The sequence below is a fragment of the Halococcus sp. AFM35 genome, from assembly GCF_051195015.1.
GTDB lineage: Archaea > Halobacteriota > Halobacteria > Halobacteriales > Halococcaceae > Halococcus.
The window spans coordinates 135,530-149,173 of sequence record NZ_JBNTJU010000002.1 but is presented as its reverse complement, the minus strand read 5'-3'; the positions used below and the strand labels follow the sequence as shown (position 1 = coordinate 149,173).

Sequence of the window (13,644 nt, the reverse complement as noted above, 5' to 3'; positions counted from 1 at the left end):
GATGACCCTTCACTCTTGGTATTTCACGACGAATCGGTGGGATAGCCGTACCCCGCCGAGTCTATGCCGACCCGGCTCGTCGATACTCGACGAATCGGACGTCGACCGTGATTGCCCTGCTCGTCTCGGCGGCGATTCGCCGCTTGAACCGCTCCGGGAGCTGCGGAGCTGTCGTCCCGGCAGTTCGCGCCACGACCACGGTGACCGACCCCTTCCGGCCGAACAGCCCCCCGGCACCGTATTCGGCCGTGGCCGATTCGAGTTCGAGGCCCGAATACTCGGATTCCGTGAGGACCTCGTTGACGTTGTGGTTGACCGTCTGGCCGAACAGGAAGTACTGGTAGGTGCTGAACAGCACCGCGACGACGAGGGCGGCGAGGGCGACGGCCGCCACGACCGAAACGACCGTCCGCGGCGATAGCGAGAGACGCTCCCGAAGGCCCCCGAACTCCGCGGGGCGGTAGCCGAAGCCGAGGAGGGCGAGCAGCGCCGAGAGGTTGATGAACACGACGTTGACCAGAAGCAGCGCGAGCGCACCGAGGGCCAACACTGGCTCGACCCAGACGACACCGATGCCCACCGCGGCGGCGGCCGGGACGACCGCCGCAGCGACCGCGACGCCGGCAATCGCCACGGGAAGGTCCGTCGAAAGCGCGAGCGCGCCCGCGGCCCCGGCAACGATTGCTATCGTGAGCGTGAGCAGCGTCGGCGTCGTGAAGGCCGCAACCTGCGCAATCCGGCCGACGTCGAGCGTGGGCGGCACGAGATAACCCCACCGGAAGACGAAGGCCGCGACGGTGGCGCTGCCGATGGCGATGACGAGACCGAGGAACTGCGACCGGAGGCTCTTCGTCGCCGAGGTCAGGTCGTCGCTCACCAGTCCGACGCTCGCCGATAGCGAGGAGCCAGCGAAGGGGGCGACCACCATCGCGCCGACGATGACGATGGCGGAGTTCAACAGAAGACCGGCAGTGGCGAGGACCGCACTCAGCGCGGCGAAGACCACGAACATCGTCGTCTCCGGCGTGAGTTCCTGTGCCTTCGTTCGCAGCTCCGCATGCGACAGCCCGATTTCGTCCTCGGGACCCTGCGTGTAACGCCCCTCCAGCTCGTCGAAGTGTGGCGTCGTGGCGGTCTCTATCTCGGAGACAATGGTGAAGGCGTCGTCTTCGAGACCCGCCTCGGATAGCTTGCCGAGCATCTCCTCGACCGCACCCGCAGGCGTCGGGAAGTAGACGATGGAGGCGTCGTTGCCCGCCGCCTCGTCGGCGATGACGTAATCGGCGTTCGCGTCGTCGAGCGTGTCGAGGACGCTCTCTCGCGACTCGTTTTTGACACGAACCTGTATGAGCCGCATCGGGCTATTCGATAGCCGGCGGTCGCATGAATCTGTGGATTCCGTGACCGTCCGTCATCTTGACCGTCGAACGACCGTTACTCCCTCTCGCCCTCGATTTCTGATAATTCCTCGTAGCGCGCCGAATGTAGTTGGTCGGTCTCCCGGAGGACGAACGGTCCAATCGCCAGCGTTCGCTTGATGACCGTGAGAACACGCAGTACGTAGGCGAGCACCACGGCGAACGGCGAGAGCGTGAGCACGTACATCGCGCTGGCGAACAGGAAGGCGACGTCGATACCGAACAGAGCGGTGCCGAACAGCCGCGAGGCGTCGAAGACGAGCATCATGTAGGCGGCAATCGAAAGCGCCGGCATCGCACCGTAGAGCACGCCCCGGGAGATGTTGATGATCTCCCACTGGACGTACAACGTCTTGAAGTGTTCGCGCGCCGGGCCGAAAAACCGCAGCACTTCGATGAGTTCGTCGAAGGTCTCCTCGGCCTCGTCCGACAGCGAGTCGGCGTACTTCTCCCGGAGGTTGCGCGCGGCGAATATCTTCCACGAGTAGTTGTAGTTGAGGATGGGCAACAACACGTCGAACGAGCCGAAATCGGTGTTTTCCAGTTCGGTGGTCACGGTTTGACTGTGCTCCAAGAGTCCATCGGCGTAGCTGGCGATTTCTTTCAGCCCCTCCTTGTCGTCGGCGTCCTCGCTGACGGTATCCCTGAGCGCTCGTGCGCGTGTATCCGCCGTCTCGATGAGCGTTCTGAGAAACCGGGACGGCTCTGCCGGCGCGACCTTGATTCCCGCAGTCTCCTCCACGTCGTTGCGGAACCCGGTTTCGTCGCGCATCTTGTCGCGTTGCTCGCCGAGCGGGCCGATCTCCTCGGTGAGCACGAACTGGGAGATCGAGAGCACGAGGGTGATGCTCGTGATGAGCGCGATGATGACCGACGAGAACAGCGACGTCACCGCGCTCGTCGTGACGAGCTTGCGCACCGAACTCGGCCCGAACACGTGGAGCACGACGAGCGTCAGGTATGCCAGCAACAGGAAACCCACCGTGACGATGCCGCGGTTCGCGGTGATGAGGAACCATATCTTCACCCGGCTCTCGCCGACGCGCTCGCGCATCGTATCGCCCGGCCGCGTGACGCTCTCCGAGTCGGTCGTTGTCGTCGAATCGGTCGTCGTTGTCGAGTCACTCATCGAAGTCCACTCCGTTCGACCCGTTCAGTCCGAACGGTATCACGAGTTCGTTCACAGTAGTTTGTTGCCGCCGGTAGAGACGTTCAGTTTCTCGATGGTGGTCCCGTTCACCGTATCGCTGGCGACGAGCGTCGAGTCCCGGTTCGCCGGGAGTTCCAATACCACGCTCGTCTGGCCGGGGTCGGTGTTCACCGTCGAGAAGGTCTTCCCGTTCTCCGTAACGACCGTGATTTGGGTGACGTTCCCCGCCGCGGGACTGGAGGCGAGGGTAGCCGTTGCGCGGACCCGCTGGCTGGCCCACGATTCGTCGACCGAAATGCGCTCGAAGACCGCCGAATCGTTCGTGTCCGCCGAGACGGTCGGGTCGAGGGTGAGACAGCCGCCGAACGCCAGACTGCAAACGAGTAGTGCGGCCACGAGAACCCGCCACCGGGACCCGTCGCTCACGCGGTCCTCCCGGACGGTGCGCTCGATTGAACCGGCGCGGTCGTCGGTGTGGCCGGACCACACGTCCGCCCGCTCGATATTCGTTCGTCCATCGGTGTCTTTAGAGCGGAATAATCAATCTATGCGTTCGTAACGGGCCGATGGTATAATACTGTCTGCTTTCGCGTGCTGGCGGCGTTTCGATGCACCGCTCGCCTGCGCCAATCGGCGGGCGTGTCCCAACCGACGAGCAGTCACTTGTCGCCGGTGCGTTCGCGCGGGTAGGGGAGGTCCCAGATGTCGAGCCGCCGGCCGATGGTTTCGTGAATCCCGACGAGGAGCACGACTGCGGCGGCGAACGCCGCGATCTGGACGGGTGAGTTCAGGAATCCGTGCGCCATGAGCAGCGTCGCTGCGTACGCGGGTGGATGCTCCAAATCCGGGGCGTACATCAGGACGGTCGTCAGAATTACCGCGATGAACGGGGCTGCGACGCGACGCAGCGCCATAACCGAGAGCGGCGGGGCACTCGACAGCGGCATGGCACCGCCCACGACGACGAAATAGGCGAGCAGGCCGACGGCGGCACCGATGAACTGCCCGGCGATGACCCGCCGCGGGAGGCTGAGTTCTTCCTCGGGGAGCGTCGCCAGCGCGAACGCCGACGGACCGACGCTCGGAATCAGCAGTGGCTGGCCGACTGCCCACGCGAACAGCCCGAGCGTCCCGAGAAGAAATCCGACGTAGCTGCTGACGCGCACGCCATAGCTGGATTGGTCGAGGGTCATGCCGAAATCCATCTCTCGGCCGGGCTTACACGCGGGGCGAGGATAAGCGACGGGCCAGATGGTCCCCGCTCGCCAACGAATCGTTAGCTCCCGTCTATGTTCGGATGGATCGCGGCGACGACCCTCCCGACCGCCCGCTCGGAGAGGACGAAGAGGTTGTACGTGAGCGTCAGTTGAAACCCGATGAACGAAAAGCTCACCCACGCGGGAATCGCGGACGTGAGGGCCGTTCTGGTGACGAAATACGCGAGACCGAGGCTGCCGAACGTGGCGATGAGATGAATCGTGGAGGCGATGACGAGTTGGCGGCTTTGGCCCGCCTCGTGCTCGGCGAACAGGTGGGGGAACGCGACGGCCGCGAGCGTGGCAAAGGCGACGAGCGCGCCGCCGACGTAGAGAAATATCTGGCCGATGGTCGGGGTCCCGTACTGATTGATGAGTACCGAGCCGCCGCCCCAGATGGTGAGCGTATAGCCATACGCCTCGGATTCGGCGGTCAGGTTCCGGGCGAGTTGCTGGCGCAAATCCATACGTTTCGACTCACGCCACCCGCACAAATCAGACTTGGTTGCGTGGCAGGACCGACTTTCGACGAGTCGTCGGACACGAACGCCGCATATGCAGGCAGTCGATTTTATGTATTCGGCAAGGAATTGCAGCCATGAGCACGCCATCGGAGGAGATGGCCGGGACACAGCGGAATTACGAGGACATCCTGCGCCTCCAGATCGAGGAGGGATTGGGTGAACTCGAACGACCGGCCAGTGGCCAGTTCCTCTCGGCGCTTGCGTGCGGGCTGAACCTCTCCCTCGGCGTGTTCTCGATGTTCGTCATGGCGACACAGGCAGGCGCGGTCTTCGGCGATTTCGTCACGCAACTCCTCAAGGGAATCGTCTACACCTTCGGCTTCGTCTTCGTCATCATCGCCCAAACGGAGCTGTTCACCGAGCACACGAGCCTCGCGCTGATTCCAGTTCTCGATGGCCGCTCCTCGCTCGGGAAACTCGGACAGCTTTGGACGCTCGTGTATATCGGCAACCTGCTCGGCAGCAGTCTCTTCGCCGTGCTCGGGTTTTACGCTGGCCTGTCGCTCCATCTCGTCGACCTTCACGCGTTCGTGAGCGTCGCCATGACGTTCATCGACCTCTCCCCGATGGCGGTGTTCTTGGGCGCTGTTCTCGCCGGGTGGCTGATGGCGCTGCTCGCGTGGATTCTCACCTCGGTCAGGGACACCATCAGCCGTATCGCGGTCATCATCATCGTCACTTTCCTCATCGGCTTTGGCCACCTGCCCCACTGTGTGGCCGCGAGCGCCGAACTCGTCGCCGGGATGCTCGCTGGCGCACCCATCTCGGCTCTCGAATTCGTGCGCTTCGAAGCCATCACGACCATCGGCAACGTCGTCGGCGGCGTGGTGTTCGTCGGACTGTTGAACTACAGCTTCGCCGTCCGCGGGACCGACGACATGGACGTGGAGGTCTGATAGTGACTGTTGTGATTCCGTACCGCCGTGAGGAAATCGAACGGTTCGTGGACCCCGGAGCAGTCCTCAATCAACGACCCTACCGAAAACACTCACAACAGTCACTATGAGCGTGCGACATCCCGAAACGGACCCAACCCGACCGCTCGACCGCCGGACGGTGCTCGGGCTGGGTGTCGCCGCGACGACCGCGCTGGCCGGCTGCTCGGGGGTGGGTCCCGGAACCGAAACCGAGCACATCGAACTCGGTGCCGAGTCGTCGGGCTGGGTCGGGACCAGTCCGGCGAGTATCGACGGTGCAACCAACCCGACGCTCGAACTGACGACCGGAACGACCTACGCCCTGACGTGGGAAAACCACGACGGGGAAAAACACGACCTCGTCATCACCGACGATAGCGGGACGGAACTGGCCACGACCGGTGCGACCAAATCCACGGGAGCGAAACAGACGGTGGCGTTCGCTGCGAAACCGGCGATGGTGAGCTATCACGACACCTACCATCCGGAGACACTGCGTGGCGGGATAACCGTCAGCAGCGAGTGACGAAGAGACCGCCGTCATCGCCGTGGCCGGCAGGTACGTAAGCCGCGAGCACGTGAAGCTCGTACACTCAGATGCCCCTTAGTTTCCACTTCGTGGTCGGTCTCGGACTCGTCTACGGGACGAGTTTCGTGTTCCGCTTCCTCGAACGCTATCAGTTCCCGATTCTGGCGGTCGAAATCCTCGCCGGCATCGTCTTCGGCTCGATACTCGGCGTCGTCGGACAGGGGTCACCGGGCTATGGGTTCATCCTGCATCTCGCCGCGTTCGGTCTGCTGATGGTGATGTTCGACGCGGGTCTCGAACTCAACCCCGAAGTCATCCGGCGGAACCCGCGGACGGTCGGCATACTCGCGGCGTTCACGTTCGTGTTGCCGTTTCTCGCTGGCGTGGGGCTGGCGCTGTATCTCGGTCTCTCGATGTTCGCTGCCTTCCTCGTCGGCGTCACGGTCTCGACGACCTCGCTCGGACTTATCTATCCGATGTTGGAAGATTTCGACTTCCTCGAATCCGACACCGGCCAGCTCATCCTCTCGGTGACGGTGATGAACGACATCCTCTCGGTCGCGGCGCTCGCCTATGGCATCACCCTCATCACGGCTCCACGGCCCGTGGTCGGCGTTGGTCTCGTGACCGCCGCCCTCGGGTTTTTCTTCGTCCTGTTGCCGTTCTATCTCGACGACTACATCGACAGCGTCTGGGTCCGCGAGGACCTGTTCGCCAACTCGGTCAAGTTCGGCGTGTTCCTCATGATCGCGCTCGCGTTCGTCATGGAGCAGATCGGCGTTCACGCGATTCTCGGGGCCTTCTTCGCCGGATTGGTGCTCTCGATAGTGACCGACGAGGGCCACCGCATCGAGAAGTTGCTGACGCCGGTGACGAACCTCACAGCGCCAGTGTTTTTCTTCTACGTCGGGATGAACGTCGATTTGGGCGGGTTGCAGTCCTCGGGCGCGACCATCCTCGTTGCGGTCATCTGCATCGGTATCGGCACGAAACTCGTCGGCGGACTGCTCGGCAGTTGGGCCACGGGACTCGACAGGCGGACGACGGCCCTCCTCACCTCTGCAATCCCCGGCCGGCTCTCCATCAGCGTGGCCGCCGCCGAGATCGGCCGGTCGCGAGGCATCATCTCGCCCGAACTCTACAACGCGTTCGTCGTGCTCTCGGTCGTTTCAGTGTTCGTTTCGGTCATCGCCTTCCGGTTCTTCGCTGGCGACGAGCAGTCCTCGCTCGTGCCGTCGCTACCGGACGTCTCGTAGCGAGTCCGACCCGCTCGCGTGCCGCCGCACCGCTCGGAACACGTACCTGTCGAGGAGATGCCGGATGAACGTGTGCCGGCGCGGTTCGTGCGAATGGATCAGCAACACTGTCGAGCGTGCGTTTGCGGCCAGTTGGTCGGGCACGGCCCCGAACACCACGTCGTAGAGGAAATGATAGGCCGATGCTCACGGTAATGGTCGCGTACGGGCCGAAATTGCCTTCGAGTTCCGTTGGCATGATCGAGGGTGGACTGGGAGGAAGGGTACCATCCGACCAAGGACACACACGCTCATAAGGCCGCGGTCCGCGGTTCGACGGACCGTCGTCGAACTCACAAGGCCCTTGTCGAACTGTCCCCTACGGTGAGCATGGACCGGCGGAAGCCACCGCAGACCGAGGAGGGCTGGTACGTGCTCCACGACTTTCGAACTGTGGACTGGGACGGCTGGCGGGCGGCCCCCGACCGCGAGCGCAAACGTGCCATCGAGGAGGGCGTCGAGTACCTCCAGCGCCACGAGGCGCTTGCCGACGCCGATGCGGGAGGGTCGGCCGTGTTCAGCGTACTCGGCCACGGCGCGGACCTCCTCCTCTTGCATCTCCGCCCCTCGATGGCCGACCTCGACACCGCCGAACGCCGCTTCGAGCGGACGGCATTTGCGGAGTTCACCGAACAGACCGACTCGTACCTCTCGGTCACGGAAGTGTCGGGGTATATGTCCCAAGGCTACTTCGAAGGCGAGGAGGTGGAGGACACGGGGATGGCCAACTACATCGAATCCCGGCTCAAACCCGAGATTCCCGATTCGGAGTACGTGAGTTTCTATCCGATGGACAAGCGCCGCGACCCCGAGTACAACTGGTACGACCTGCCATTCGAGGAGCGCGCCAACCTCATGTCCGGCCACGGCGACATCGGCCGCGACTATGCGGGCAAGGTCACCCAAATCATCACTGGCTCCGTGGGATTCGACGACTACGAGTGGGGCGTGACGCTGTTTGCGGACGACCCGGCCCAGATAAAGAAACTGCTCTACGAGATGCGTTTCGACCCGTCGAGTTCGCGGTATGCCGAGTTCGGTTCGTTCGAGTTCGGCCGGCGGTTCCCGCCCGCAGACCTCGGCGCGCTGCTCGCGGGCGAGCCAGTTCCGGCTGGCGAGAGCGACCACCCACACGCCGACGCCCACGGCGAGGGGGGCCACCACGGCGAAGACACAGAGGACGAGGGCGACACGGTCCGCGACGTGCTCGACGAGGAAGGCATCTACGCGGGCCAGCCCCACGGCGAGGACGTCCACGCGATGGTGCTCTACTCCGGGGCCGACCCCGCGGAACTCGAAGAGGACGTGTCGGGGTTGCGGAGCAACTTCGAGCACTACGACACGCACGTGAAAACCGCCGTGTACGACAATCCGGATGGTGGGGAGTCGGCGGTCGTCAGCATCTGGGAGACCGCGAGCGCCGCCGAGACCGCCGGCGGCTTTCTCTCCGACCTGCCGGGCATCGTCGCACGCGCACGCGGTGGCGAGAACGAGAAGGGCTTCGGCACGATGGGAATGTTCTACACGACGAAACCCGAACACAGGGACGATTTCGTCGAACGCTTCGATACCGTGGGCGACCTCTTGGACGGGATGGACGGCCACGACGAGACCGACCTGCTGGTCAACCGCGAGAACGAAAACGACATGTTCATCGCCAGCCGGTGGCGCTCCCGCGAGGACGCGATGGCGTTCTTCCGCAGCGAGGAGTTCCGCGAGACCGTCTCGTGGGGGCGGGAGGTACTCGCCGACCAGCCACGTCACGTGTTCCTCGCGTGAAAACCGTCGGGAACGGGCGAAGAGTTTTGTACCGGCCCCGTGGCTCTGAACCGTGAACGCGCTCACGGACCTGCTGCGCCTGCTCAGTCTCCCGCTGTTCGGCTGGGCGGCCGTCCGCGATGTTCGCACTCGGCGCGTGCCCAACCGGACGTGGCTGCCGCTGCTCGCGCTCGGGGTTGCGCTGCTCGCGTGGGACGGTTCGAGCGTTCTGCGCGGAACGGTTCCCCTCGATGCCGAGGTGTTCGCATTGCGAGTGGTCATCAGTATCGGCATCGTCGCTCCCCTTGGTCTCCTGTTCTGGCGCGTCGGGGCGTTCGGCGGCGCTGACGCGAAGGCCCTCGCCGTGCTCTGTCTGCTCTTTCCGTCCGTTCCCCTCTATCGACTGTCAAATGCTCTCGTACTACCGCTGGCCGAAACTAGCCCCGTCTTTTCGCTCACCGTGCTCACGAACGCGGCGCTCATCGGCGGAACGATTCCACTCCTCCTCTTTGCCCGGAACGCACTCGCCGGCCGAGTGAGCGTCGTGAGCTTTCTCGGTCGTCCCGTCCACTGGCGCGAGGTTCCGGCAACGCACGGTCGGCTGCTCGCCGGTGCGAACGGGCTGGAGAGGGGTCTCGACCTCGACACGCTGCGGATGTATCTCCGCTGGCGTGAGGCGAGTCTCGAAAGCCTTCGGGCAGCTCCCGACCGTTCGCGCGACCCCGCGAGCCTCCCGGCGGAGCGACCCGCACCGGGCGACGGCTCGGTCGACCCGCTCACCGACGGCGGCGAGCGCGCCGACCCGTGGGGTGCGGCGGCGTTTCTCGACGCCATCGATGGCGATGCCTACGGGACGACGCCGGCCGGCCTGCGCGCGGCACTCGATACGCTCGTGAGCCGCGGACGGCTCTGGGTGACGCCCGGGGTTCCGTTTCTCGTGCCCCTATTCATCGGTCTGTGTCTCGCGCTCGCCTACGGCGACCTGCTGTACGCCGCGATGGGTGCACTCGGGCTGTTGTGAGGGAAAGAGCTATCAGTCAGAGTTCCGAACCGAGTGGCATGAATCGCCGCTCGTGGGCTATGGGGCTGTTCGCCGGTCTCGTGGTCGGAGCGGTCACGTACGGCTGGCTCGTCGCCGACGCGGCGCTGGCGGCGACGCTCGCGGGCGTCTATACTGTCGCGGTCGGTCTCACTCTCGAACACCGTTCGGCCGTTCCAGTTGGTATCGAACGGCCGGCAGGCTACGACCCGTGGGGCGGCGCGTGGGCGGGTCTCGTCTCGCTCGCAGCGCTGGTCGGCGTGGGGTTCTGGCTCCCGCTCGAATCCGGTCTCAGGCTCGCCCTCCAGTTGCTCCTCATCGGCGTCGGGCTGGCGTCCCTCCACTGTGGTATCGGGCTGGTCCGCTCGTTGCCGACGGACGACCGCCCCGACATGGACCGAGTTCGGGCGGACTGACCCAACCGAGTCAGCCGAACAATCCCACAATCCGCGACACCAACCCACTCGGTTCGGACTCGCCTGCGTCCCAGAGTCGGAAGGCTGCGGCGACGTCGGCGTTCTCGCTGGCGACGAGCGTTTTCGCGTCGGGTGCGACGACGACCAGATTGACCTCGTAGTGGCCGTAGTAGCCGTATTTGAGCAGCGTGCGGTCGTGAAAATCGGCGACGAATTCCCGTACGTCATCGGGAATCGTCTCGACGACGAGTACGAACGTAAAGTCGGTGCTGAAGTGTTCCTCGTCGGCGTCGACATCCCCACCGAGGTCGTGGCCGAGGGCGACGAGCGCTTCGAGGTCGGCCACGCTCACCCCACCACGTCGACGAGCGTACAGGTGTTCGAACGAGCCGTGGTTGGCGTACGACAGCGCCTCGTGGAAGAACTGCTTTTTGCTCTCCACTCTGAGGAGACCATAGAGCGTGAACGACTCGCCGCGAACGCGTTTGTCGGCTTCGAGGTCGTAGTTGAACTGGAGACGCTCGGCGACGCGATGCAGGTACTCGTCGCTCCAGTCGGGGATGTCCTCGTGGTTCCCCTCGCGTTCGGCGTCGGAACTCATGATTCGTAGGCGTGAACGTCCCCCGAGACCGGCGGTGCGCCGATGGCGAGGACCTCGACGGCCGCCGTCGCCGTTTCGGCGTTGAACGCGCGCTGTGGACTGCCGGGGTCGATGGCGAACAAGCCGTCTTGTTCGATTTCGTAGGTCCCATCGGGCGTCTCGACCGACAGCGTTCCCGAAATCACATAAAACGCCTCCTCCTGCTCGTCGTGATAGTGATAGGCAAGCGGCAGCATCTCGCCCGGTTCGGCGCGAAAGCGATTGAGCGCTACCCGTTCGAGTCCCGCCGGCTCCGCTAGTCGTCGCATGCTGCACGAACGGTCGTCGGTCGTGTCGACGTCGTCCGTGTCGAGAACGCGATATCCCATGGACGGATGCACGGCAAGCACGAGTAAAAGCACACGGTCGTTGCCACGCGAACGTTTAAACGGTCGCTCGGCGTACGGGCTGAGCATGGGTGGAACGGACCGCGAAACGTGCGGTCGGTGTGCCATGACGTCCGTGACCGCGGTAGCAACGGAAGGGAACAGCGACGGCGAGCGCGCGAGTACCGACCCGTTCGCCGACGCGCGTATCGAGCTGTCCGACCGTGAACTCAGACGAGTCTCGCCGTCGGCGTGGCTCGCCGGAGCCAAGCACAGACTCGATACGGTCGTGACACGGCTCACCTACGGACGGTAGGAAGTAGATGGAAGAGAGCATTTCGGGATTCAAAGAGCGCGGCGGGTGGAACGACATCGTCGAGCACGGCGAGCGCATCACACAGGCGCTCGTCGAGTTCGAGGCCGATGGCGAGGCGTTCGACGAGTGGGACGACTGGCGGCCGAAGAGCCACGAGCGCCTCGACGAGGACGTCAACGAGAAGACCGCCGAACAGGCCTCAATCGAGGAGGGCGAAGGCGAACGCGCCGGCAAGAATCCGAACGAGGACTTGAAGAGCGCTGGCGAGAAACTCTCCCAATCCTATGCGAACATCGACGACCCCGACGAGGCGGTCGACTCGTGGGGCGAGTCGCTCGAATACGTCGCGCGCGCGGCCGATTCGGCCGGCCGGAAGGCCGTTCGGACCGTGGAGGGCACAGTATACAAGAACGTAATGACGCAGGTCGCGCCCTACTACTTCGACAACGAACTCGTGAGCGCGAACCTGAAGCGGACCGAAAGCGCCCGCGAGGGCGAGTACGCAGGCTACGTCTTCGAGGTCAACGTCAACGATGACGACCTCAAAGACGAAGTGAGCGAGCGCCTCGGCGAGTACGAGGAGGGCGTCGACCGCTGGCACGTGACGACCGAAAAGCGGACCGAAGCGCTCGAAGCGGTCGAGGGCGGCGAGGTCGAGGAGCCGGAGCCGGACACCGATTTCACGACGAACTAGGCTCGTCTTCGACCGCGACGGTCTCGCGTTCGGTTTCGGGCAGTCGATGGACGTGCGCGGTCGTGATGCGCGTGTTCTCGACCGCTTCGACGGTTATTTCGACGCCATCGTAGTCGATGGTCTCGCCCTCCTCGACCAGCCGACCGGCGCGGTTGAAGATGAAGCCCGCGATGGTCTCGAACTCCTCGCCCTCCGGCAGGTCGATGTCGAGCGCCTCGTTGACGTCCTCGATGTTGACCTCGCCCTGTGCGAGCACCGTGTCGTCGTCGATGACCTCGACGGGTTCGCGCTCGCCGCCTTCGAGAATCTCGCCGACGATCTCCTCGATCATGTCCTCGACGGAAATCAGCCCCTCGGTGGTACCGAACTCGTCGACGACGATGGCGATGCGCATGCGGTCTGCGCGCATCTCCCGGAGCAGCTCGTCGACGTTCTTCGATTCGGGCACGTGAAGCGTCGGATGGATGAGGTCCTCGAGGGCGAGGTCACCGGATTCGCCGTAGTTCAGGTCCCGGACGAGGTCGCGGATGTGGACGGTGCCGATGACGTTGTCGAGGCTGCCCTCACAGACCGGGACGCGGGCGTGACCGCTCTGGACGCAGGTCTCGATGGCCTCCTCGATGCTCGCGTCGGCCGTGACGGCGGTGACGTCGAGCCGTGGCGTCATCACCTCCTTGGCGATGGTGTTGTTGAACCGGAAGATTCGCTGGAGCATCTCGCGTTCGTCCTCGGCGATGACGCCCTCGCGCTCGCCCGTCTCGATGATGTCCTGTATCTCGTCGCGGGTCACATACGAGGTCTCGATGGCCGACCCGCCGCCCGTGATACGGTTGATCTGGCGGGTGAGGTAGTCGAAGACGACGATCAATGGAAGCAAGGCATACTCGGCGATTTTCAGCGGACGAGCGATGGTGAGCGCCCACGATTCGGTGTTCTCGACGGCGTAGGATTTCGGCGCGCTCTCGCCGAAGAGGAGGACGAGCGCCGTAATGCCGAACGTGGAGATGGCGACGGCCGCGCCCTGTGAGTAATAGAGAGCGAGCAGCCCCGTCGTGATGGAGGTCATGGCGATGTTGACGATGTTGTTGCCGACCAGAATCGTCACCAGTAGGCGATGGGGGTTCGACTTGAGTTCGGCCATCGTCGCCGCGCCCGGCGTGCCGTCCTCGACGAGCGCCTCCACACGGTGGGAGGCAAGCGAGAACATGGCGATCTCCGAGGAGGAGAAAAACGCCGAGAGACCGATGAGGAGGAGGACGACGGCGACGCCGATGGCCGTGAACGTCCCGTCGGACAGCGAAATCCCGAGAATATCGACGGCGAGCGGGAGGGCGGGCACATCCAACACGAACGCGAGCGGTTGCAT

Annotated in this window: 16 protein-coding genes; 8 read left to right on the top strand and 8 right to left on the bottom strand. The window is 64.2% G+C overall.

Annotation, left to right across the window (positions count from 1 at the left end):
- Positions 1-61: 61 nt before the first annotated feature.
- The 5 genes from ACQUQO_RS02475 to ACQUQO_RS02455 form a co-directional block, all read right to left on the bottom strand.
- Positions 62-1,357 (bottom strand): TIGR00341 family protein, encoded by a 1,296-nt coding sequence (locus ACQUQO_RS02475; RefSeq protein ID WP_435076358.1) that lies wholly within the window; start codon positions 1,355-1,357, stop codon positions 62-64.
- Between the two features lie 77 nt (positions 1,358-1,434).
- The gene (locus ACQUQO_RS02470) at positions 1,435-2,547 is read right to left on the bottom strand and encodes a hypothetical protein (RefSeq protein WP_435076357.1); all 1,113 of its coding nucleotides are present in this window, start codon (positions 2,545-2,547) and stop codon (positions 1,435-1,437) included.
- A gap of 51 nt (positions 2,548-2,598) precedes the next feature.
- Positions 2,599-2,994, bottom strand: a complete 396-nt coding sequence (locus ACQUQO_RS02465) for a hypothetical protein (RefSeq protein ID WP_435076356.1) — start codon at positions 2,992-2,994, stop codon at positions 2,599-2,601.
- A 233-nt stretch (positions 2,995-3,227) separates the two neighbouring features.
- Positions 3,228-3,761: an HPP family protein gene (locus tag ACQUQO_RS02460; protein WP_435076355.1), complete on the bottom strand. Its 534-nt coding sequence runs from the start codon at positions 3,759-3,761 to the stop codon at positions 3,228-3,230.
- Positions 3,762-3,844: 83 nt separating this feature from the next.
- On the bottom strand, positions 3,845-4,291 hold the full coding sequence (locus ACQUQO_RS02455) for a hypothetical protein (protein WP_435076354.1): 447 nt from the start codon (positions 4,289-4,291) through the stop codon (positions 3,845-3,847).
- Positions 4,292-4,422: 131 nt separating this feature from the next.
- Between ACQUQO_RS02455 and ACQUQO_RS02450 the strand changes: the two genes are divergently transcribed.
- From ACQUQO_RS02450 to ACQUQO_RS02425, 6 genes are all read left to right on the top strand, one after another.
- Positions 4,423-5,244 carry a formate/nitrite transporter family protein gene (locus ACQUQO_RS02450; protein WP_435076353.1) on the top strand — a complete coding sequence of 274 codons (822 nt, stop codon included), beginning with the start codon at positions 4,423-4,425 and terminating at the stop codon, positions 5,242-5,244.
- A 106-nt stretch (positions 5,245-5,350) separates the two neighbouring features.
- Positions 5,351-5,791 (top strand): cupredoxin domain-containing protein, encoded by a 441-nt coding sequence (locus ACQUQO_RS02445; RefSeq protein WP_435076352.1) that lies wholly within the window; start codon positions 5,351-5,353, stop codon positions 5,789-5,791.
- Between the two features lie 71 nt (positions 5,792-5,862).
- Positions 5,863-7,050 (top strand): cation:proton antiporter, encoded by a 1,188-nt coding sequence (locus tag ACQUQO_RS02440; protein ID WP_435076351.1) that lies wholly within the window; start codon positions 5,863-5,865, stop codon positions 7,048-7,050.
- Positions 7,051-7,419: 369 nt separating this feature from the next.
- Positions 7,420-8,868, top strand: coding sequence for a heme-binding protein (locus tag ACQUQO_RS02435; protein WP_435076350.1), 1,449 nt, complete (start codon positions 7,420-7,422; stop codon positions 8,866-8,868).
- A 52-nt stretch (positions 8,869-8,920) separates the two neighbouring features.
- Positions 8,921-9,868, top strand: a complete 948-nt coding sequence (locus tag ACQUQO_RS02430) for a prepilin peptidase (RefSeq protein ID WP_435076349.1) — start codon at positions 8,921-8,923, stop codon at positions 9,866-9,868.
- Between the two features lie 38 nt (positions 9,869-9,906).
- Positions 9,907-10,302 (top strand): sterol desaturase, encoded by a 396-nt coding sequence (locus ACQUQO_RS02425; protein WP_435076348.1) that lies wholly within the window; start codon positions 9,907-9,909, stop codon positions 10,300-10,302.
- Positions 10,303-10,312: 10 nt separating this feature from the next.
- Here the strand turns inward: ACQUQO_RS02425 and ACQUQO_RS02420 are convergent, their stop codons facing one another.
- Positions 10,313-10,903: a hypothetical protein gene (locus tag ACQUQO_RS02420; protein ID WP_435076347.1), complete on the bottom strand. Its 591-nt coding sequence runs from the start codon at positions 10,901-10,903 to the stop codon at positions 10,313-10,315.
- Complete coding sequence (locus ACQUQO_RS02415) at positions 10,900-11,271, bottom strand: cupin domain-containing protein (RefSeq protein WP_435076346.1); 372 nt, start codon at positions 11,269-11,271, stop codon at positions 10,900-10,902. The genes ACQUQO_RS02420 and ACQUQO_RS02415 overlap by 4 nt, the downstream gene beginning before the upstream one ends.
- A gap of 85 nt (positions 11,272-11,356) precedes the next feature.
- Here ACQUQO_RS02415 and ACQUQO_RS02410 point away from each other — a divergent pair, with 85 nt between their 5' ends.
- Both ACQUQO_RS02410 and ACQUQO_RS02405 read left to right on the top strand, forming a co-directional pair.
- The gene (locus ACQUQO_RS02410) at positions 11,357-11,584 is read left to right on the top strand and encodes a hypothetical protein (RefSeq protein WP_435076345.1); all 228 of its coding nucleotides are present in this window, start codon (positions 11,357-11,359) and stop codon (positions 11,582-11,584) included.
- A 7-nt stretch (positions 11,585-11,591) separates the two neighbouring features.
- Entirely contained in the window at positions 11,592-12,278 is a 687-nt protein-coding gene (locus tag ACQUQO_RS02405; protein WP_435076344.1) for a DUF5828 family protein, read from the top strand.
- On the opposite strand, the gene ACQUQO_RS02400 is transcribed toward ACQUQO_RS02405, so the two are convergent.
- Entirely contained in the window at positions 12,265-13,644 is a 1,380-nt protein-coding gene (locus ACQUQO_RS02400) for a hemolysin family protein (RefSeq protein ID WP_435076343.1), read from the bottom strand. The genes ACQUQO_RS02405 and ACQUQO_RS02400 overlap by 14 nt on opposite strands.